Below are 20465 nucleotides of genomic sequence, written 5' to 3' on the forward strand. Positions count from 1 at the left end.
CTGGGGCGGCCACCTTTCATGATACCGTCAGCTTATGCAGTGAGTGTGATTGATGAATGTCGGTTTGAAAGATACCTTTGAATTCCATGTCCAGAAATGTTTGACCGGTGTGGATGGGTACACCCCGGTATGGCAACGCATCGGACCCAGCATCGACGCCTTTGCCGTCCTTGTGCTGGTCCATGCCGAAGAGGGGTCCGGTTTTTCCCTTCAGGACGTGGTGGGGGAGGCCGTGGAGCTGGGCCTGATAACCGAGGGTCGGACCACGGAGGTGGTGGACCTGTTGCGCCAGGAGGGGCTCCTGGACGGTTCCGAAGAAGCTCCGGAGGTGGGCGAAACCGCCCGGTTCCTCATGGCCGGTCTGGATGCCGCCTACCCGAAGATGCCCGGAATTGTTCTTCCCGCCTTTCTTGTGCAGATCCTTCAGGAGCTCATGGACGGGCGCAACGACCTCGACAAAGCCTTGAATCAGGTGGACCAGACCCTTATGGACCGTGGAGCCGATGACGATGATTCGCCGCACAGGGAAGATCCAGCCGAAGCCGAAGCCCGGCGTGAGCGGTTCCTCAAGCGGATCGCCTCCATTCGAAAGCGGCTCACCGAGGAGAAGGGGAAAGCCCTCAACGTTCAGGAGGTGACACCCCAGGCTGCCAAAGGGTCTTTAAGGACCCTTGTGGTCTCTTCGGACGATCCGCCTCCCCGTGGGGCAGAGCCTGCGGAAGAGCCCAAAGCCCCCGAACCCGAGGTTCCGAAACCTTCCCAGGAGGAGATTCAGCGGGAAGCGTTTCTGGCCATTCAGCGTGAGAAGATGGAGCTGGAACGCCAGAAGAACGAACTCCTTCTTGAGAAAAAACGCCTTGAGGAGGAACGGCAGCGAAAGGGCGCGGCAGAGCTTGAGGGGGCCGATGAAGAGAAAAAGACCGTGGAGCACATGACCCACGGTGAAACCGACGAAGACATTGCCGCCGCCATCGCCCGTTTCGAAGAGAGCCTCTCTCTGGTGTGCCCCATCTGCAAGGTGGGAAAACTGGAAACCCGCTCCACGGAACACGGCAAGACGTTTTACCGGTGCGACAACAGGTCCTGCGGCTTTGTCACCTGGAAGCGGCCCTATCCTTTTGCATGCCCCGTCTGCAAGAACCCGTTCCTTGTGGAAAATGATGCCGGGGACGGCCTCGCCTGCCCGAGGTCCGTGTGTTCCTTCAAACAAGAGGGGCTGGAAGCACCTCAGGAAAAGGCGGCGGCACCTGCCGGTACCCGGCGTGTGCGCAAGGTCCGCCGCGTGGTGCGAAAAAAAAGATAACAGTATCCGGTGATGGTCTGCATGAAGAATGCGGAATAATATACTGGAATGGTACAAAAACAGCCCCTTTTGCCGCAAGGCATAAGGGGCTGTTTGTTTATGCTGTGATCGTTGAGCTGGCGGGTCGCTTTTTGAAAAAAGCTCCGCAAAAACGTTTCCAATGGACCGTGCTTCGGCGGGGTCTCGAAATGATGACTTAAGATCTGTTTGTCAAACGTTATGCAGGGCCGCCGGAGGCTTGTTTGAGCTGAATGGTTGCGTTACGCTTTGGACTCCCCCAACACATGGGACTCCAGTACAAAGCAGGTAAAGGTCCCTTTAAAGACCTCCTCCACGCCCCGTCTCACGGTGACGGGCACCATACGTTTCTTTCCTTTCACCTCTTCCACCACGGCTTCTGCCGTAAGGGTTTCCCCGACCCGGACAGGTTTCAGAAAACTGGTTTCGGCTGCTCCCAGGACAACATACGGATCATTGACGGCGCACATGGCCGCGTAATCCGCCATGCCGAAGACAAATCCTCCGTGGACAAGCTGCTGTGCGTCGGCGGCCATGTCTGAGGTGGTGGTAAGGGTCACGACGCAGCGTCCCTCTTCAAGGGCGGTGACCGTGCCGCACAGGTCGGTGTTGATGGCAAGGTGGGTGGTGCAGTTCATGGTGGCTCCTTTGGTTGTGGGACTGTGCCGGGGGCAACTGGGCCTTGCCACCGGACGCTCTGGTCGTGGCATAGCCCGGATAGAATCGTTACATCTTTAATTCGGTTTTGGTGCGGGGTCAAGGCGTCAAAGAGGGCCATTTTGCCGTGTGCGGCGCATCTCCCTTGCTATGGGCTGAAAACCCCTGTATATATGACCACGTGGTCACTGACCGGGTGGTCACATGCAGGGATTTAAATCGAAACAGGGGCTTGTGTTACCTCGGCCCTTCTGAAACCTCGCGGAAGAGGGGAATATGGATTTTATTGACTCAGCACTGGCTCCCGTATGGGACAAGGTAAAAGCAGGGCAGCGGCTGTCCTTTGACGACGGAATGGCGCTTTACGCGTCCCCGGATCTGCCCGCAGTGGGGCGCATGGCCGATTACGTGCGCAGGCAGCGCCACGGCAACATTGCCTATTACGTCTACAACCAGCACGTCAACTACACCAACGTCTGCTCCAACCGGTGCACCTTTTGCGCCTTTGCCACGGATGAAGGGACCAACAACGCCTATACGTGGAGCGTGGAAGAGGTCAAGGCCCGCCTCATGGAGCGCATGGATGAGCCCGTACGGGAGATCCACATGGTGGGCGGCCTTAACGAAAACCTGGATTTCGACTATTTTACCGGCCTGCTCAAGGCCATGGCCGAGGTGCGGCCCGAGGCCACCATCAAGGCCTTTACGGCGGTGGAGATCGATTACCTCTCCCGTCTTTCCGGCCTCTCCCTTGCTGAAACCGTGGCGGAACTCAAGGCTGCGGGCCTTGCCATGATGCCCGGCGGCGGCGCAGAGGTGATGAGCGAGCGGGTCCACGATGAGCTGTTCCCCAAGAAGATCGGCAAAGATCGCTGGCTCGAAGTGATGGAGACGGTGCATGCCGCAGGCATCCCCACCAACGCCACCATGCTTTACGGGCACATCGAAACCCTGGAGGAGCGGGTGACTCACCTGATGACCCTTCGGGATCTCCAGGACCGTACCGGCGGGTTCTCCTCGTTTATTCCCCTGGCCTTTCATTCCAAGAACACCAAGCTCACCCACATTCCGCCCACCGGCGGGGTGGATGACCTGAAGAACGTGGCTGTTTCCCGGCTGATGCTCGACAACTTCGATCACATCAAGGCCTATTGGGTGATGATCGGTGAGAAGCTGGCCCAGGTGGCCCTCTCCTTTGGGGCGGATGATCTGGACGGCACCATCATCGAGGAGCGTATTACCCATACAGCGGGTGCCACCTCTGCCAAGGGCCTCACCCGGACCGAGATGTCCGCCATGATCCGTGGGGCCGGGTTCGAGCCCGTGGAGCGGGATTCCTTTTACAACCATATCTCTTAAGGGAGGCGACTTTTGGAAGCCCTATCACGCAAAATATCATCGGGTTACCGGGTAAGCCCTGAGGAGATGCTTGAGCTTTATGATCGCGCAACCCTGCCGGAACTCGGGGCCCTGGCCCATGCTGTGCGCCTGGCCAAGCACCCCGGTCCTGACGTGACCTTTGTGGTGGACCGAAACATCAACTACACCAACGTCTGCACCTCGGAGTGCAAGTTCTGCGCGTTTTATTCCAAAGTGGGTGAAGACGGGGGGTACGTTCTCAGCCGGGAGTCGTTCCGGCAGAAGATCGAGGAGACCCTGGAACTGGGAGGAACCCAGATCCTTCTCCAGGGCGGCATGAATCCGGCCCTGACCCTGGACTGGTACGTGGACCTCCTTGACTGGCTCACCACCACCTTTCCCATTCATGTCCACGGATTCTCACCCCCTGAGATCTCATGGCTCGCGGACCAGAGCGGGCTCTCCATTGCCGAGACGGTCAAGGCCCTCAAGGACGCAGGTCTCAAATCGATCCCCGGTGGCGGGGCAGAGATCCTCGTGGACGAAGTGCGCCGAAAAGTCTCCCCCAACAAATGCGGGGTGGACAACTGGCTGGAGGTGATGCGGCAGGCCCACCTTGCGGGCATGCGGTCCACGGCCACCATGATGTTCGGCCACCTGGAGACTCCGGCCCAGATCGTGGAGCACCTTACCCGGATTCGAGACCTTCAGGACGAGACCGGCGGGTTCACCGCGTTCATTCCCTGGACCTTTCAGCCGTCCAACACCGACCTTGACGTGGAGAAAGCCACGGCCGACGCCTACCTGCGTGTTCTGGCCCTCTCCCGGATCTTTCTGGACAACGTGGACAACATCCAGGCCTCCTGGGTCACCCAGGGCGAGAAAATTGCTCAGGTGGCGCTTTTTTTCGGTGCCAACGACATGGGCTCCACCATGATCGAGGAGAACGTGGTCTCCGCCGCAGGCGTGGATCACATGCTGCCCAAGGATGAGCTGATCCGTGTGGTGGCCTCCGCCGGGTTCACCCCGGTGCAGCGGGACTGCTTTTACAACCACCTTGCGGTGTGTGCATGAAACGGGTGCACCGGGCAGCGTGGGTGGTGGTGGACGCCGACACCGTCCTGACCCAGGGGTACCTGGTGGTGGAAGACGGGACCATTGTCTCCGTGGGCACCGGCAAGGGGCCCAAGGGGATTGAGGTTGAAGAGCACGGAGACGCCGCCCTTGTCCCGGCCTTTGTCAACGCCCATACCCACCTGGAGCTCTCGGCCCTTTCCGGCCGCGTGAAAAGCGACGCCGGGTTTGCCCCCTGGGTGAGGGACCTTCTGGCGGTTCGGGAGAGTATTCCCAGAAATGAGCTGGTGGAGGCGGCGCAACAGGCAGTTTGTCATGCTGAGGCGGCAGGAACTCTCCTTTTTGGCGATATCTCGACCCTGGGCATCACAAGGCCCCTGTTTGAAGAGGGAAGGGCACAGGGCGTCTGGTTTCAAGAGTATCTGGGAAACCCAAATCCCCTGGCCATGCCCCCGGGGGCCGAGGGGGCGCCTTGCGCGAGCCTTGCCGCCCATGCCCCCCACACCACGGCACCGAAAGCCATTCAGGCCATGAAGGCCCTTACCGCCCGGGCAGGCCGTCCGTTGAGCGTTCATCTGGACGAGTCCGACGCCGAGCGTGAGTTCCTCACCACCGGAAAGGGGGCCTGGGCCGACTTTCTCACGGAGCGGGGCATCGATTTCTCTTCATGGCCTCTGCCCGCAGACGACCCGGTCTCCTACCTCCTGGATTTGGGGGTGGTGGATGCATCGACCCTTGTGGTTCATCTCCTGCAGACCAAGGCGACCCAGTTCAGGCAACTGGCAGAGGTCGGTGCCACGGCCGTCTGCTGCGTGCGCAGCAACCATCTTCTCCATGGCCGAACGCCGGATATGGAGGCCATGGTTGGGGCCGGGCTTACCGTGGCCCTGGGTACCGACAGCCTTGCCAGTTGCGACAGCCTCTCCATTCTGGATGAGATGCGTGCCGTGGCCGCCGAGGCACCGGGGCTTGCCCCGGCCGAGATCTTCCGCATGGCAACAGAGCACGGGGCCAAAGCCCTGGGCTTAACGGGGCGCTTCGGGCGTCTTGCCCCCGGCTGCTCGGCCCGGTGCCTTGAAGTGACCCGGGCATCAACGCCGCCGTTTTTTCCGTACGGCTGGTTTTTGGACGAGGACGTGGCTGTGCGGGTTCTGGAATGAAACCCAAGCGGAATGTTTTTGCGGCGCTTTTTTCAAAAAGCGACCCGCCGGAGACAACGGAATGGTTTCCGTTTTTGTAACTATTCAGCTCAAAAAAAAAGCCTCCGGCGGCAAGGTGTGCCACCTTTGAAGCAGGTTGCGGATGCGCTTTTAAAGTAAAATTGACCCAAAAGGATTTTTTAAAACATGTTTGTTAAACTTTTTAAAAGTTTAGCCCCCGGCAGGGCCGCCAGAGGCATTTGGGGCTGAATAGTTACCCGTTTTTTAAGATTTTAACCAGAGAAGGCAACGTCATGAGCAAGATTCCCATAGGACGTATCAGCTATATCAACGTATCCCCGGTTTACCATGGTATCGACCATGGGGACTGCCCGGCGTGGCTCTCCATGGTGACCGAGCCCCCGGCGACCCTCAACGCCATGCTCAGGGACGGGGAGGTGGTGATGAGCCCGGTCTCCTCCGTGGCCTATGCACGCAACGCAGACCAGTGGCTTTTGTTACCCGATCTTTCCATTGCATGTGACGGCAAGGTGCTGAGCGTGTTGTTTGTGTCGGATAAGCCCATGGAGTTTCTGGACGGGGACCGAGTGATGGTGACCGAGGAATCGGCCACCTCGGTGGAGCTGTTGCGCATTCTCCTTCGGAAGAAAGGAGGCCGTCCGGTCATCGAACCCGGAAGGGTCCACGACCCTTCAGACCTTCCCGAAGGCGTGAAAGGAGCCCTGGTCATTGGGGATTCAGCCCTCCTTGCCGACTGGCACGGGCGGTTTCCATACGTCTATGACCTGGGGATGGAGTGGAAGCAGATGACGGGTCTGCCCTTTGTCTTTGCGGTGTGGGCCATACGAAAAGACTTTTGTGCCATGGCTCCGGCCGTGGTGGACCGTCTTGTGGAATTGTTTCACAGGTCCCGTGCAGCCGGGCTTACAGATCAGCATGGCATTGTAACGGATGCCCATGCAAAAACAGGTCTTTCCAGGGAGACCTTGACACGCTACTTCAACCACCTGGTGGTGAGCCTGGGGGATCAGGAGATCAAAGGTCTCTCCCTCTATTTTGAGCAGCTCTACCGATACGGCCTTCTTCCCAAAAAAGTGGTTCCTGCCTTTGCCTCTTCATTTGAAACCCTGCCTTCAAGGGAATTTTCCCATTCCATGCCCCACCATCGCGCCTTTGCGGTGTGATTGAATGGCGGTGCGCCCCTCGGAATCATAGCGAAATTACGGGTCCCTGTGATGCCAGGGTGTTGTGCTGCGGTGGCGGTTCACGTTGCGTCAGTCGGTGCGGGGGGCGCACCCTACGTTTGGTATGGTAGGGCGCGCCGTGCGCACCGTGATCGCTTTGACCCTCGGAATCATTTCGAAATTACGGGTCCCTGTGATGCCAGGGTGTTGTGCTGCAGTGGTGGTCCGCGTTGCGTCAGTCGGTGCGGGGGCCGCACCCTACGTTTGGTATGGTAGGGTGCGCCGTGCGCACCGTTATCGCTTCGACTCTTTGAATCATTGCGAAATTACGGATCCCTGTGATGCCAGGGTGTTGTGCTGCGGTGGCGGTCCTCGTTGCGTTAGGCGGTGCGGGGGCCGCACCCTACGTTTGGTATGGTAGGGTGCGCCGTGCGCACCGTTATCGCTTCAACCCTCGGAATCATTGCGAAATTACGGGTGCCTGTGATGCCAGGGTGTTGTGCTGCGGTGGTGGTTCACGTTGCGTCAGTCGGTGCGGGGGCCGCACCCTACGCTTGGTATGGTAGGGTGCGCCGTGCGCACCGTTATCGCTTCGACCCTTGGAATCATTGCGAAATTACGGGTCCCTGTGATGCCAGGGTGTTGTGCTGCGGTGGTGGTTCACGTTGCGTCAGTCGGTGCGGGGGCCGCACCCTACGTTTGGTATGGTAGGGTGCGCCGTGCGCACCGTTATCGCTTCAACCCTCGGAATCATAGCGAAATTACGGGTCCCTGTGATGCCAGGGTGTTGTGCTGCGGTGGCAGTTCACGTTGCGTCAGTCGGTGCGGGGGCCGCACCCTACGTTTGGTATGGTAGGGCGCGCCGTGCGCACCGTGATCGCTTCAACCCTCGGAATCATTTCGAAATTACGGGTGCCTGTGATGCCAGGGTGTTGTGCTGCGGTGGTGGTTCACGTTGCGTCAGTCGGTGCGGGGGCCGCACCCTACGCTTGGTATGGTAGGGTGCGCCGTGCGCACCGTTATCGCTTCGACCCTTGGAATCATTGCGAAATTACGGGTCCCTGTGATGCCAGGGTGTTGTGCTGCGGTGGTGGTTCACGTTGCGTCAGTCGGTGCGGGGGCCGCACCCTACGTTTGGTATGGTCGAGCGCGCCGTGCGAACCGTTATCGCTTCGCCCCTCGGAATCATTGCGAAATTACGGGTCCCTGTGATGCCAGGGTGTTGTGCTGCAGTGGTGGTCCGCGTTGCGTCAGTCGGTGCGGGGGCCGCACCCTACGTTTGGTATGGTAGGGTGCGCCGTGCGCACCGTTATCGCTTCAACCCTCGGAATCATTTCGAAATTGCGGATATCTGTGATGCCATGGGTGTTGTGCTGCGGTGGTGGTCCTCGTTGCGTCAGTCGGTGCGGGGGCCGCACCCTACGTTTGGTATGGTAGGGCGCGCCGTGCGCACCGTTATCGCTTCGACTCTTGGAATCATTTCGAAATTACGGGTCCCTGTGATGCCAGGGTGTTGTGCTGCGGTGGCGGTTCACGTTGCGTCAGTCGGTGCGGGGGCCGCACCCTACGTTTGGTATGGTAGGGTGCTCCGTGCGCACCGTTATCGCTTCGACCCTCGGAATCATTGCGAAATTACGAATATCTGTGATGCCATGGGTGTGGCGAGCCCTATATGAACAAGGGCATATCGGACCGGGGAATGAGCCCGCTCTTTTCTGCCCGGTCCATGAGGGCTTCCACGGCGGCCACGCCTTCATCCCCAAGATCAATGGAGAAATTATTGACGTAGAGGTCGATGTGGTTCTGGGTGACTTCGTCGGAGAGCTCCACGGCGTGGCTGCGGATGTAGTCGCGGGAGGCGTCGGGGCGGGCAAAGGCGTAGGTGACGCTTTGGGAAATGGCAGCTTCGATGCGGACAATTTCGTCTTTGGGGAGGTCCCGGGCTGCGGCAATGCCGCCCAGGGGGATGGGGAGATCGGTTTCCCGTTCCCAGAAGGCCCCTAAATCGTCCACACAGGTGAGGCCGTGGTCGGCGTAGGTGAAGCGGCTTTCGTGGATGATAAGGCCCGCTTCGAACTCCCCTGAGGACACCTTGGGCATGATGGTGTCAAAGACCATGGGGATGGCGTTGGGCGTTTGGCCGAGGTAGAGGCCCAGCAGGAGGTGGGCCGTGGTCATGAGGCCCGGCACCGCGATGGGAATTTCCCTTAAGCGCTTGGGATCGAACCCGGGCCTTGCCACGATGAGGGGGCCGCAGCCCCTGCCAAGGGCAGCGCCGCTGCGCAGGAGGGCGTAGCGGTGGCGCAGGTGGCCCAATGCCGCAAAGGAGAGCTTGGTGACGTCAAAGGTTCTCTCTGTGGCAAAGCCGTTCAAGGCCTCCACGTCGTGGAGGTGCGTCTCAAAGGTTGTGTCGCCGGCCTTTACAAGTCCGTGGACAAGGGCATGGAAAATGAACGTGTCGTTGGGGCAGGTGGAGTATGCCAGGGTTCGATTCATTGCATGTGCCTGTGGGTCTAAATGTCGTTTGTGTTCTATGGCGTGATTCCGTGATCAGCTTTATGAAAATCGCCTCAAACAGGTCTCTATTATTTTAAAAAAAGGTAACTTATCAGCTAAAAAAAACAGCCTCCGGCGGCAAGGTGTGCCACCTTGAAAGCAGGTTGCGGATGCGTTTTGCCCCTCGTTCCTCGGGTCAAATCACATCCGCCTTTCAAGCAAAACTCACCCAAAAAGATTTTTTAAAACCTGTTTGTTAAACCCGCCTTTATAAAATCAGGCAAAGGTTTACCCCCCGGCAGGGCCGCCGGAGGCATAAGCTGAATAGTTACAAAAAAGGAAGCTGTTCAGCCACGGGCACAGCCCGTCAGCAAATGTGAGGTCCCTGAGGAACGAAGGGACGGAGCATTTGCGAGCCTGGGGTGCAGGGGATTTATCCCCTGCCCGCCGGAGGCGTTTTTGAGCTGAGTCGTTACATGGTTTCCTGCAACACCGCCATCAGGCACGCGCAGCTGTTTTCAAAGGCCAGGGGCAGGTTCCAGGCGTTTCGGTTCCGCCGGCCCACCAGGTTGCTGGCCCCCCTGATTTCGAGGAAGGGGATGCCGTAGTGCAGGGCCACGTGGGCGGCTGCGGCTCCCTCCATGGATTCCATGACCGGGCAGTAGAGCTCAAACAGGCCCTTGGCCCGTGAGGCCGTAGTCGTGATGGTGGAGCCGCTCACAAAGGAGCCTTTGTGGAGCTGAAAGCCCGAAATTCCCTGTGTGCGTATGGCGGCCATGGCGTCCCCTGCGAGGTCCCGGTCGAGGAGGAAGCGGTGTCTGTACTCTTTTCCGTTTCTCTCCATCAGGGGAAAGGGCAGGGGAGAGATGTGCACGCTTTTCTCCTCGGTGTTGGGTTCCAGGCCCATGTGGACGTCGATCTCTTCGGTGGCCACGGCCACGTCCCCCACAGAGACTCCTGCGTTGGCAAACCCTCCGGCGCACCCCACCTGGACAATGAGGGAGGGAGAGAGGCGTTCTATGGCGGCGGTGAGGCCCAGGGCTGTGTTCACGGCTCCGGGGCCGGCCTCAAGGGCAATGAGCTTTTTTGTGCCCACGGTGGCAGCCATGGCGGTGCGACCGGCAATTTCCATGGGTTCCGGGTTGTCGAGGCGGGCCAGCATGGGGGCGAGCTCTGCATGGACAGCGGAAAGGACAAGGACAGGTCTCATGGTGTCACCCCGGTAAGAAGGCTGGCGCACAGGGTTTGGATCCGCTGTTCCAGCTCGGTGTCGTCGGCGTCGTGGATGCCCAGTCCGCCGTCCATGTGGGGCAGGGTCAGGGCCTGGAGGAATCTGTCCATGGCCGCGTCCATGATAAAACAGGCGGCCTCGATGTTCACCCCGTCCCGGAGTTCGCCTTTGTCCCGGGCTGTTTCGAGGAGGGAGCGGAGGTACTCCAGGCTGTAGCGCCGGATGGAGGTGAGGATCTCGGAGCGGAAGGGGATCTCCTTTTCTGCGAGGGTTCTCACATAGAGCCGGTAGATCACCGGGTGTTTTCGGGTGAACCCGACCCCGGCCTTTAAGGTTTCTTCCAGGCGAATTCTTAAGGGCGCGTCGGCGGTGGCGTCCCGGACGTCCTTTAAGTAGCTCTTCACCTTTTCCACGGACTGCCCGAAAATAAAAAGGAAAAGTCCTTTTTTGTCTCCGAAGTATTGGAAGATGGAGCCCTTGGCAATGCCGACCCTGGAGACGATGGCGTTGATGCTGGCACTTCGGTATCCGTTGTCGGAAAATTCATCGGCGGCCGCATCTTCGATGCGGCGCTTTTTTTCATCGGGCAGGTTCAGGAAGGTCTGGTTGGGTTCCATTCAGGTATGCCTTGTCACTTCTTGTCCCGGATCATTTCAAGGACGGCTTCTAAGGCCATGGTGTATCCCCTGGCGCCGAAACCGGCGATGATCCCGTCTGCCACTCCCGAGACGTAGGAGTGGTGGCGGAAGGGTTCCCGCTTGTGGATGTTGGAGAGGTGGATCTCCACAATGGGGCAGGAGAGCATGGCCAGGGCGTCCCGGATGGCAACGCTGGTGTGGGTGTAGGCCGCCGGGTTGATGATGAGCCCGCTGACGCGCCCGTAAGCCTCCTGGATGCGGTCCACGATCTCTCCTTCGGCGTTGGACTGGAAGCTCTCCACGTCCGCCCCGAGTGAGGCACCCAGGGTGTTGAGTTCCCGGTCGATGTCGGCAAGGGTGGTGGTGCCGTAGATCTCAGGCTCCCTTCGTCCCAGCATGTTGAGGTTGGGGCCGTGGATGACGTCGATGACCATGGGCTTCACAAGGGGCCTCCCTTTTAGATGGCGACGGCCGAAGCCGCCGCACGTTGTGTGGTTCGGGCAGACCGCCGCGGGGCGGTGCCTTTAGTTGGATGCTTCTTCGATCTCTTTTTTGAGAAAGGAGATGGTCTCTTCGTAGCTTTCGCTGCCGAAGATGGCGGAGCCCGCCACAAAGGAGTCCACACCGGCCTCTGCGATGGCGCGGACAGTTTTCTTGTTTACCCCGCCGTCGATCTGGATGAGGGTGGACAGGCCCCGGTCTTTGATCATTTTCTTGATCTTGCGCACCTTGTCGAGGCTGTTCTCGATGAAGGACTGCCCGCCGAAGCCGGGGTTTACGCTCATGACCAGGACAAAATCGAGCTCGTCCAAGACCCACTCGATGGCGCTTACGGGCGTGGCCGGGTTCAGGGCCACCCCTGCTTTGGCACCCAGGGACTTGATGAGCTGGATGGAGCGGTTCAGGTGGGTGCACGCCTCGGCGTGGACGGAGATCCAGTCGGCACCTGCCTTGACGAAGTCCGGGATGAGAAGGTCCGGCTTTTCGATCATGAGGTGGACGTCCAGGGGGAGGTCCGTCACTTTTTTTGAGGCCTCCACAATAATGGGGCCGTAGGTGAGGTTGGGCACGAAGTGGCCGTCCATGACGTCGATGTGGATCCAGCCGGCTCCGGCAGCCTCAACCGCCTTGATTTCGTCTCCAAGTTTCGAAAAGTCTGCCGACAATATGGAAGGTGCAATGATGGACATGAATAACATCCTGATATTTCATGGGGTTGATAAAATGAAGATTTGTTGCTTTTTTATCCCGAACAGCCTTGAAAATCAATCGCCTTAATCAAAAAAACGTGTCTCTTTGAGATGGCCGTTCTCATACAGGAAGAGGGTTGCGCGCTCAAAGGTGGGCACAAGGACCCACAGCTCTTCTCCGGGCAGGGCCTCCCGGTCCAGGATGGTGTCGGTGTGACGGTCCCCAACCAGCTGGATCTTGACCCGTTTTTTAAGGAACCCTTCGTCCATGCGCCAGGTAAAGAGGCGCGAGCCTGTGGCGCCTGTTCTGATGGACTCATCATCGGGACGCGGGGACCGGTTGATGGTGATGTCCACGGTCTGGCCCCGGGTCACCTTGAAACCTGGCTTCGGGAATTGGTCGAGAACACTGTTGCGTTCGGCGGTGTCCGACGGAGTGGAGGTGATGGTGCCCACTTTGAGGTCCATGGTCTCGATGCGCTCCAAAGCAACATCCAGGGGGCTGGCGGTGAGGTCTGCCATCATCATGGCCTTGGGCTCTTTGCCGTTGCTCAGCAAAAGGTCCACCTTGTCTCCCCGGGTCACCAGGGCACCGGGAGCCGGAACGTGGGCGATGACCGCACCTTTTTCCACCTCCGGGTGGTAGAGGGTGGAGGTGGCTCCGAACTCAAGGCCCATTGCCGTAAGCTGGATCCTGGCCTCGGCCAGGGCAAGGTGTTTGAAGGAGGGCATGGCCACCAGTTGCGGGCCCTTGGAGAAGACGATCCGCACGTCCCGGCCCCGTTTGATGCGGGTACCGGGCTCGGGGTCCTGAAAGATGACCCGGTTCCTGGGGATGCGGGGGGAAAATTCCGAACCCTTGACCTTGGTGTTGAGCTCCATGGTGGAGAGGGTCTCCAGGACGTAGATGACGTCACGTCCCACCAGATCGGGGACCACCACGCTCTTTTCGTTTCCGATGATGTAGGTCAGGGTCACAAAGGAGGTGATCCCGGCGGCTGCGACAAAGAGAATGAAGAGAGAGAAGAATTTGAGAAGACCCTTGAACATGATGATTCCCCGATGTGTATCCGGCATGAGACGTGCCGGCAAAAAGATACTGCTTTTAAAATATTACTTTTCTTCCCGCACCATGCGAGCCGCAAAGAAGCCGTCCATTCCGTTTTTGTGGGGCAGGGGGGCCACATACCCTTTGGGGGTGATGAAGGCCTCGGCCCCTTGGGGGGCGGCGTCAAAGGGTTTCATCATACGAAAATCCGTGTGTTTTTCAAGGAAGGCCTCCACCACGGCTCCGTTTTCTTCGGGTTCCATGGAGCAGACCGCGTAAACCAGGGTACCGCCTGGGCGCACGCACCGGGCCGCTGCCGAGAGAATGGCTTTTTGCTTTTTTGTGTGCCGGGTGGCGTTGCGCTTGAAGTATTTCCATTTGGTGTCCGGGTTTCGGCGGATGACGCCGAGGCCGGAGCAGGGGGCGTCCACGAGGACGGCGTCAAATCCGCCTCCGATGATATCGGGGCTCTCACGGGTGAGGTCGCAGGCGTGGGTGGTGATGTTGGTGATACCGAGGCGAGCCATCTCACGGGCCAGGCTTTTGAGTTTGTAGGCCTCCACATCCATGGAGACAAGCTCCCCCTGGTTTTCCATCACCTGGGCCAGGTGGCCGGATTTACCGCCCACCCCCGCACAGACATCCAGAACCCGTGAACCGGGCTTTGGGTTCACCATCAGGGCGATGAGCTGTGCGGCTTCGTCCTGGACCTGGAAAAGCCCCTCCTTGAATGCGTCCATCTCAAAGATGGGTGTTTTGGGCGAGGTAAAGGAGAGGCCCAAAGGGGAGGCCGGGGTGGGGGAAAGGGTCTCCACCTGGGGGGCAAGGCGCTCTGAGAGCTCCTCCCGGGTTGTTTTCAGTGTGTTGGTGCGCACGGTGATGGGAGCGATGTCGTTGGAGGCCCGGCACAGGGCTGCGGTCTCCTCAAGGCCCATGCGGGCAATCCATTTTTCCACCAGCCACTGGGGCATGGAGGTGGTGACGGCCAGTTTCTTTTCTGGGGCGAGTCCCTCCAGGGACGGTTCCTCCGGGTTCCTGAGGCAGGTGCGCAGCAGGGCGTTGACAAACCCTCCGGACGATTCAGACGCGTGGACCTTGGCCATCTCCACGGCAGTGTTCACGGCTGCGGATTCAGGGATCCTGTCCATGAATCGGAGCTGGAACAGGGCGATGCGCAGGATGGTGAGGATTTTTTTATCGATCCTGGCGATGCCCTTGGACGCAAAGTGGTCGATGGTGTAGTCCAGCTGCCCCCTGTGTCGAAGCACCCCGTAAACAAGGGCGTTGGCAAGGCCCATCTCCCGCCGGTCAAGCTCGACCTTGCCCGTGATGCGGTCCATCACAGAGTCTAAGGTGGCGTCGGCGTTTTTATCAAAGGTGGTGAGTATCTCAAAGGCCAGGCTTCGGGCGTCTTGGGTCATGTGTTGTCCTGCTTTTTAAAGTGAGTGAAAAATTAGTTTTCTCTGGGTGACCCGCACATGCTGTACAGAGTGCATCCTGCGGGCTGAGGGGCTGCGAAACCGGCTATCCAAACCTGAAACCTGCGGGGACCGCCGAACTGTCGGGTGCGCTCCGTACACCAAACAATGCTGTGATATTTCCAAGGCACAGGGGGCGGTAAAGTCGAAGGTCCTGGTGATCCGAACAGGGTGCACCGAGGGAACCCTACGGGCTGGGCTGCTGTAAAGGTGTTATTCTTTGGTATTCAACCCATCAAAAACGCCGCCCATGGTTCCATCGGCGGCGCTTGATTTATAATGTGACGCAATATTGATGTGCCGTTTCAGCTCCCCATGCGGGCACCCGGTTCAATGGGGTTGCCGCGGAGGAAGGCTTCGGCTGGCATGCGCTTGCCGTTGGCTCCCTGGAGTTCCACGATGCGCAGGAGCCCGTCGCCGGTGGCTACCACCAGGTCGGAGCCGCCGGTCACCACGGTGCCGGGGGCGTCAGTGGCCGCTGTTTCCAGGGGCTGGGTCTTGTGGATACGCAACCGCTTGCCGTCCAGAAACGTGAAGGCGCCGGGCCAGGGGGTCATGCCGCGCAGGCGGCAGTCGATGATACGGGCCGGTGCGCTCCAGTCGATCTCCCCTTCGGCTTTGGAGAGCATGGCGGCATGGGTGGCTGCCTCGTTGTCCTGGGGCACGGGCACCACACTGCCGTCCAGAAGGCCGGGAAGGGTCTTGACGATGAGCTCGCCCCCCAGCTCGGAGAGACGGTCGTGGAGGGTGGCTGCCGTGTCCTCGGGGCCGATGGGAGTCTCCACGGTGAGGAGCATGTCGCCGGTGTCCATGCCGCGGTCCATGACCATGGTGGTGACGCCGGTGACGGCATCACCGTTCATGACGGCCCGTTGAATGGGGGCAGACCCCCGGTATTTAGGCAGCAGCGATCCGTGGATGTTCACCGGGCATACCCTGGGCACATCCAGGAGGCGCTGGTTGAGAATCTGGCCGAAGGCCACCACCACAAAAAAGTCCGGAGCGATTTCCTCGGCCAGGCGGATGAATTCGTCGGATTTTACGGTCTCCGGCTGTTCCACCCGGTATCCCATGGCCTGGGCATAGGCCTTCACCGGGGTGGGCTCCAGCTTTCGGCCTCGGCCTTTGGGCCGATCGGGCTGGCTCACCACCAGGGCAATCTCAAAGAGTCCGCTTTCGTGGAGGGCCTTCAAGGCGTTGACGGCAAAGTCGGGGGTCCCCATAAAAATGATGGAGGGTTTGCTCATGTTTTAGCGGCCTTTCATCCATTTTTTGACTTTGCGCTTGTACATCTCCCGCTTCAGGGCGCTGATGCGGTTGATGAAAAGGACGCCTTTGAGGTGATCGATTTCGTGTTGAAGTACCACGGCGGGAAAGCCCTCTTCGTTGAGCTCCATGGGGTTGCCGTCCACATCCAGGGCCGTGACTTTCACGCGGTTGAACCGTTTGACCGTGGCGCGGAATTCAGGCACGGACAGGCACCCTTCATCCTCGGAGATGAACTCGCCGTCGGCTTCGACGATTTCGGGGTTTATCAGGGCCATGTAGCTGTTCTCCTGGCCTTCTTCCGTGGTGTTGATGACGATGAGCTGCTTGCTGACGCCCACCTGCACGGCGGCCAGGCCTGCGCCGGGAGCCTCGAACATGGTATCGGCCATGTCTTCGATGAGGGTTTTCAAGGTCTCGTCGATGTCGGTGATTTTTTCTGAAGGCTGGGCAAGGCTCTTGTCCGGGTACGTTACGATGTCAAGTATGGTCATGGTTCATAAACCTTTGTGTGTCAGTGTGTTCAAAAACGGTCAAAACGACCGGCAATGGGCCGTATGACCATTTTGCAGAGTATCACGTCTTGATGGGCCGAACAACAGGTGTTTTAAACCGTGGGGAGGCTAACCCGGATATTTCATGAGAAAACAACCAGTCAAAAGAAAAACACCACTATTTCAAATGGCTACAATAAAAATGTCGGCTATGTTGAAAATACAAAATGTAAATCGAGGTTTGCTGTTTGATTTTCTCACCCTTCGGGCGAGCCGAGTGCACCCATCTTCTGCGTTATCAGAGCGTTGAGGTAAACCACTACATCTGCAGCTCTGATGCCTTGAATATGGGTGCACTCGACTCGTGAAATATCCGGCCTAAGGGACGGTGTTCCCGTGGAAAACCCCAATGCCCCCTGTATGTGCTTGCCTTGCCGTGGAAATTGGGATAACCACTTACTTTTTTATGGCGGCAAGGCGTGTGATGCCGTAAGGCAGGGCGATACGAAGGCATTTCCCGAATCAAACCAACCGCCGGAGTAAGCTGATCCGTTGAAGATGCGGAAAATATAGAAAAGGGGTATGGTGTGGAAGATCGGAAAACACGCTGGCTTGGAATCATGTGCGCGTTGGGAGCCACGGCCCTCTGGGCGGGGAACTTCATCGTGGCCCGGGGGTTCCACCACAGCCTCCCTCCGGTGACCCTGGCCTTCTGGCGCTGGGTCATTGCCGTTGCGGTGCTGCTGCCCTTTGCCTTGCCGCATCTTGTGAGGGAGAGGGCCCGGATTAAGGCACACGCCGGCTATCTTTTCCTCACCGCTTTTTCAGGGGTGACCCTGTTCAACACCCTTGTCTATGTGGCCGGCCTCGCCACAACCGCCTTGAACCTGTCCCTGATCGCCATGGTCTCTCCGTTGTTTATCGTGATTCTGGCCTGGCTGTTTCAGGGGGAGACAATGCACGGGGCAAAGGTGGCGGGCACCCTGATGGCGTTTTTCGGAGTGCTGTTGCTTCTTACGGGTGGCTCACCGGGTGTGCTCCTTGAGCTGCGCTTCAACATCGGAGATCTTCTGATGGTGGTGGCGGCCCTGATTTTCGCCTTTTATTCTCTGCTGGTGAAGCAGAAGCCCCCGGGTCTTTCCATGATGACCTTTCTCGGGGCCACCTTTTGCCTGGGGCTGATCATGCTGGTTCCCGCATATCTCTGGGAACGGGGGTTCTCCCTGGCTCCACTGATGCCCCTGACCTCCATGGGGGTGCTGCTCTACTTAGGTGTCTGTGCTGCTGTGGCCGCATTTGCCCTGTGGAACCGGGCCATCATGCTCATCGGCCCGGGGCGTACTGCTGTCTGTTACTATTTGCTGCCCCTGTTCAGCGGGGTGGAGGCCATGATATTTTTAGGGGAACCCATTGGCTGGATTCATCTGGCCAGCGCCGGGCTTATTCTGTCCGGTGTGGCGCTTTCAAGCCGGTCGTCCGGTTAAAACTGTTTCCGGTGGCCCTGCCGCGATCTAAATAAAACGGAGCGCCGCACTCCGGTGCGGCTTTTTAGTCCGTCGTTACCCGTGCCGCACAGGAGTGAGGTGCTCCAGGGGCCAAGGGGCCAAGGGGGCTCGGGCGGGTAATGTAAATGGGCCGGCGGTCCAAACGATGATCAAGGTCGACGTGTGTTTGAAAGGCGGATGTGAGTTGACCCGAGGAATCCGTCTTTGTCCTTGTCTGCATTTCACCATTGGGTCACCATTGATGGGCTACAGCGCGACAAGCGAGGGGCAAAGCGCTTTTGCAACCTGCTTTCAAGGTGGCACACCTTGCCGTCGGAGGCAGTGCGGTTAAATTAACAATGAGCAAGTAACGACAATGTATCCTGTGACGTCGAAGCTTGAGAGCTATCCTGTATAAACCATCAGCATTTATGTCGGGCGAAGCCCGAGCCGAAGGCCCTTGCGCTTTGGCCCGAGGAACGAGGGACAAAGCGCAAGGGCAATAAGCTTTCGAGGTGGCTCACCTCGCCGCCGGAGGCACGCTTTTTGTCGGTCCCTTTAACCATAGAAGGCATGATTTGGCTTTTTTTGCAATCTGACTGAATAAGGAGGCTTGGCCCATGCAGGCCCATGCATCAACTGAATCAGTTTCTCCTTTGCCCATGGGCGGTCTGGCCGTGGAGGAAGGGTACGTTACGGGCCTCATCGGCCGGATCACCTCCCTTGAAGCCTCTTTTTATCGCGAAAACTGGCAACTTGGCCGGCGTTTCGAAGGGGTGATTGCCACCGGTCTCTCCGAATTTTTCAATCGGTATGAGGCCGGGGTGGACGCTTTTTTCCGGGTGATGCAGTATACAGAGAGCCCAGGCTGTCCCATGCCTCTCTGTGATACCGTCATGGGCTCTCTTGCCGTGGATCGTTCGGGCCGAGAAAAGCCCGGTGAGGTGGCGCTTCGCTGGTTTTTTCTTCACCCGTCCCTACACGGGCACGGCCTTGGAAAGGTCCTCATGGCAAGGGCCGTGGGGTTTGCCAGGGAGGCCGGCGCCCGTGAGATGGTGGTGGAGACCTTTGAAGGCCTTGAAGCTGCCTGCGCCATTTACGAATCGTCCGGGTTTGTCCTTGAGTCGAGGTGGGAGGGTGTCCAGTGGGGGCGGCCCCTGCCTGAGAGGCGGTATCGGCTGGTGTTGTAATGCCAGTTATTGGGCCGGGCCCGGTTGCATGTTAAAGTTTGATATGATTTTTAGCGCCCCGTTTCGGAGCGTTTGAATATAATCCTTAATATAGATAGTACAAAAACACAGGAGCACCTTATGCTGTTGAACATATCCAAAGAAGAATACCGCCTGCTGGTGGAGATGATCCAGGTGGCCGATTACGTGATGCACTCCCACGAGCTTGAGCCCTCGGAAGAGACTGCGGATTACCGCGAGCTGCGCAAGAAGATCTTCTCCCATTACAAAAAGATGGGCCTGGAGTCCCTTTTTACCTTCAGCGAGAAGCACAACGATTACATTGAGACCGAAGACTCCCTGGCCGAGAGCCGTCACATGGCTATCATGGAAAACTTCGTGGAAAACGAATTCTGGGCACAGCTCTCCCAGCGCCTGGGCATGCGGGATCTTTTTGAGGAAGAAGAAGACGAAGAGAAGATCAAGGAGATGGGCTCCGAGGTTCTCATGGAGAAACTCGGGGAGATGAGCGCCAAATACGACACCGAGTTCGAGGCCCACGGCCTGGAGCGCATCGTCATCAAAGAGGATTGATTGAAGGCGTCTTTTGCGCAAATGCGCAGCCGGATAACCAGGGGCAATGGTTATCCGGCTTGACAGCGTGGTTCCACGTCACAAAGGATTCACCATGAAACAAGCAACGATGGCATCTGTGCTTCTGGCAGCGCTCCTCTTGCTCGCCCCAGGCTGCGTCAGCCATGTGATCCATACCCACGAAAGTGTCTCCCGGGACACCACCTGGATCCGTGTGGAAGAGGCAAAAAAACCTTTTGTGGTGAGCGACATCGTGGGGGGTGAGCACATCACACGGTACCGCATCCTGGGTTTTGAAGGGGAGAGGTATCTCATCACCGGCCGCGGAGAAGGTCTCTACATGAGCGTTGATCCCGGCACCTCCGCCAGGCTGATCCCAACCCGGGACGACGACACCTGCATCGTTGAGGTTCTCTCCCTGGACGCCCTGATCACCATCGAGCTCTCCGCCCACCCCGTGAGCGACTACACCCTTGAGATACGCAGGATAGAGGCGACGGATGACTGAGGTCTGGACATTTTCGGCCAATCCCGGGGAACGGGTAGGGCCTTTTTCCTTGATAGAAACGCTTGGTGAGCTACATTTCTTAGCCCTTAGCCCTTAGCCCTTAGCCCTTAGCCC

19 protein-coding genes are annotated in these 20465 nt (G+C 58.6%); 9 read left to right on the forward strand and 10 right to left on the reverse strand.

All coding sequences use genetic code 11. From position 1 onward, the window contains the following. Nucleotides 1-52: 52 nt before the first annotated feature. Nucleotides 53-1303 (forward strand): hypothetical protein, encoded by a 1251-nt coding sequence (locus MSL71_RS24430; RefSeq protein ID WP_180146494.1) that lies wholly within the window; start codon nt 53-55, stop codon nt 1301-1303. A 260-nt stretch (nt 1304-1563) separates the two neighbouring features. Here MSL71_RS24430 and MSL71_RS24435 read toward each other — a convergent pair whose 3' ends face one another. Next, nucleotides 1564-1959, reverse strand: a complete 396-nt coding sequence (locus MSL71_RS24435; RefSeq protein ID WP_180146497.1) for a thioesterase, FlK family — start codon at nt 1957-1959, stop codon at nt 1564-1566. A 295-nt stretch (nt 1960-2254) separates the two neighbouring features. Between MSL71_RS24435 and mqnE the strand changes: the two genes are divergently transcribed. The 4 genes from mqnE (at nt 2255) to MSL71_RS24455 (ending at nt 6755) form a co-directional block, all read left to right on the forward strand. After that, nucleotides 2255-3337 carry an aminofutalosine synthase MqnE gene (gene mqnE / locus MSL71_RS24440; protein ID WP_180146500.1) on the forward strand — a complete coding sequence of 361 codons (1083 nt, stop codon included), beginning with the start codon at nt 2255-2257 and terminating at the stop codon, nt 3335-3337. A 12-nt stretch (nt 3338-3349) separates the two neighbouring features. Then, the gene (gene mqnC, locus MSL71_RS24445; RefSeq protein WP_180146503.1) at nt 3350-4411 is read left to right on the forward strand and encodes a cyclic dehypoxanthinyl futalosine synthase; all 1062 of its coding nucleotides are present in this window, start codon (nt 3350-3352) and stop codon (nt 4409-4411) included. Continuing rightward, a complete protein-coding gene (locus MSL71_RS24450; RefSeq protein WP_180146506.1) occupies nt 4408-5571 on the forward strand; it encodes an amidohydrolase family protein in 1164 nt (387 codons plus the stop codon). Before mqnC ends, MSL71_RS24450 begins: the two co-directional genes overlap by 4 nt. Before the next feature lie 293 nt (nt 5572-5864). Then, nucleotides 5865-6755, forward strand: coding sequence for a menaquinone biosynthetic enzyme MqnA/MqnD family protein (locus MSL71_RS24455; protein ID WP_180146509.1), 891 nt, complete (start codon nt 5865-5867; stop codon nt 6753-6755). Nucleotides 6756-8423: 1668 nt separating this feature from the next. Here MSL71_RS24455 and MSL71_RS24460 read toward each other — a convergent pair. The 9 genes from MSL71_RS24460 to def form a co-directional block, all read right to left on the reverse strand. Next, nucleotides 8424-9251 carry a 1,4-dihydroxy-6-naphtoate synthase gene (locus MSL71_RS24460; RefSeq protein WP_180146512.1) on the reverse strand — a complete coding sequence of 276 codons (828 nt, stop codon included), beginning with the start codon at nt 9249-9251 and terminating at the stop codon, nt 8424-8426. 472 nt (nt 9252-9723) lie between these two features. Next, nucleotides 9724-10461 (reverse strand): futalosine hydrolase, encoded by a 738-nt coding sequence (mqnB, locus tag MSL71_RS24465; protein WP_180146515.1) that lies wholly within the window; start codon nt 10459-10461, stop codon nt 9724-9726. Continuing rightward, entirely contained in the window at nt 10458-11099 is a 642-nt protein-coding gene (locus MSL71_RS24470; RefSeq protein ID WP_180146518.1) for a TetR/AcrR family transcriptional regulator, read from the reverse strand. Before MSL71_RS24470 ends, mqnB begins: the two co-directional genes overlap by 4 nt. Before the next feature lie 14 nt (nt 11100-11113). Then, nucleotides 11114-11554 carry a type II 3-dehydroquinate dehydratase gene (gene aroQ, locus MSL71_RS24475; RefSeq protein WP_180146615.1) on the reverse strand — a complete coding sequence of 147 codons (441 nt, stop codon included), beginning with the start codon at nt 11552-11554 and terminating at the stop codon, nt 11114-11116. 90 nt (nt 11555-11644) lie between these two features. Continuing rightward, nucleotides 11645-12310: a ribulose-phosphate 3-epimerase gene (rpe, locus tag MSL71_RS24480; protein WP_180146521.1), complete on the reverse strand. Its 666-nt coding sequence runs from the start codon at nt 12308-12310 to the stop codon at nt 11645-11647. Between the two features lie 84 nt (nt 12311-12394). Then, on the reverse strand, nt 12395-13360 hold the full coding sequence (locus MSL71_RS24485) for a PASTA domain-containing protein (protein WP_180146524.1): 966 nt from the start codon (nt 13358-13360) through the stop codon (nt 12395-12397). 63 nt (nt 13361-13423) lie between these two features. Continuing rightward, the gene (rsmB, locus tag MSL71_RS24490) at nt 13424-14779 is read right to left on the reverse strand and encodes a 16S rRNA (cytosine(967)-C(5))-methyltransferase RsmB (RefSeq protein WP_180146527.1); all 1356 of its coding nucleotides are present in this window, start codon (nt 14777-14779) and stop codon (nt 13424-13426) included. Nucleotides 14780-15141: 362 nt separating this feature from the next. Then, nucleotides 15142-16083, reverse strand: a complete 942-nt coding sequence (fmt, locus tag MSL71_RS24495; protein ID WP_180146530.1) for a methionyl-tRNA formyltransferase — start codon at nt 16081-16083, stop codon at nt 15142-15144. 3 nt (nt 16084-16086) lie between these two features. Further along, nucleotides 16087-16596, reverse strand: a complete 510-nt coding sequence (def, locus tag MSL71_RS24500) for a peptide deformylase (protein ID WP_180146533.1) — start codon at nt 16594-16596, stop codon at nt 16087-16089. 587 nt (nt 16597-17183) lie between these two features. Here def and MSL71_RS24505 point away from each other — a divergent pair. From MSL71_RS24505 to MSL71_RS24520, 4 genes are all read left to right on the forward strand, one after another. Then, nucleotides 17184-18080 (forward strand): DMT family transporter, encoded by an 897-nt coding sequence (locus MSL71_RS24505; RefSeq protein WP_218951129.1) that lies wholly within the window; start codon nt 17184-17186, stop codon nt 18078-18080. Between the two features lie 620 nt (nt 18081-18700). Further along, on the forward strand, nt 18701-19270 hold the full coding sequence (locus MSL71_RS24510) for a GNAT family N-acetyltransferase (RefSeq protein WP_180146536.1): 570 nt from the start codon (nt 18701-18703) through the stop codon (nt 19268-19270). Between the two features lie 120 nt (nt 19271-19390). Further along, the gene (locus MSL71_RS24515; protein ID WP_180146539.1) at nt 19391-19843 is read left to right on the forward strand and encodes a hypothetical protein; all 453 of its coding nucleotides are present in this window, start codon (nt 19391-19393) and stop codon (nt 19841-19843) included. A gap of 94 nt (nt 19844-19937) precedes the next feature. Next, a complete protein-coding gene (locus tag MSL71_RS24520) occupies nt 19938-20351 on the forward strand; it encodes a hypothetical protein (protein WP_180146542.1) in 414 nt (137 codons plus the stop codon). Nucleotides 20352-20465 lie beyond the last annotated feature (114 nt).

The organism is Desulfoluna butyratoxydans (assembly GCF_900699765.1).
In the GTDB taxonomy this organism is placed as follows: Bacteria; Desulfobacterota; Desulfobacteria; order Desulfobacterales; family Desulfolunaceae; genus Desulfoluna; species Desulfoluna butyratoxydans.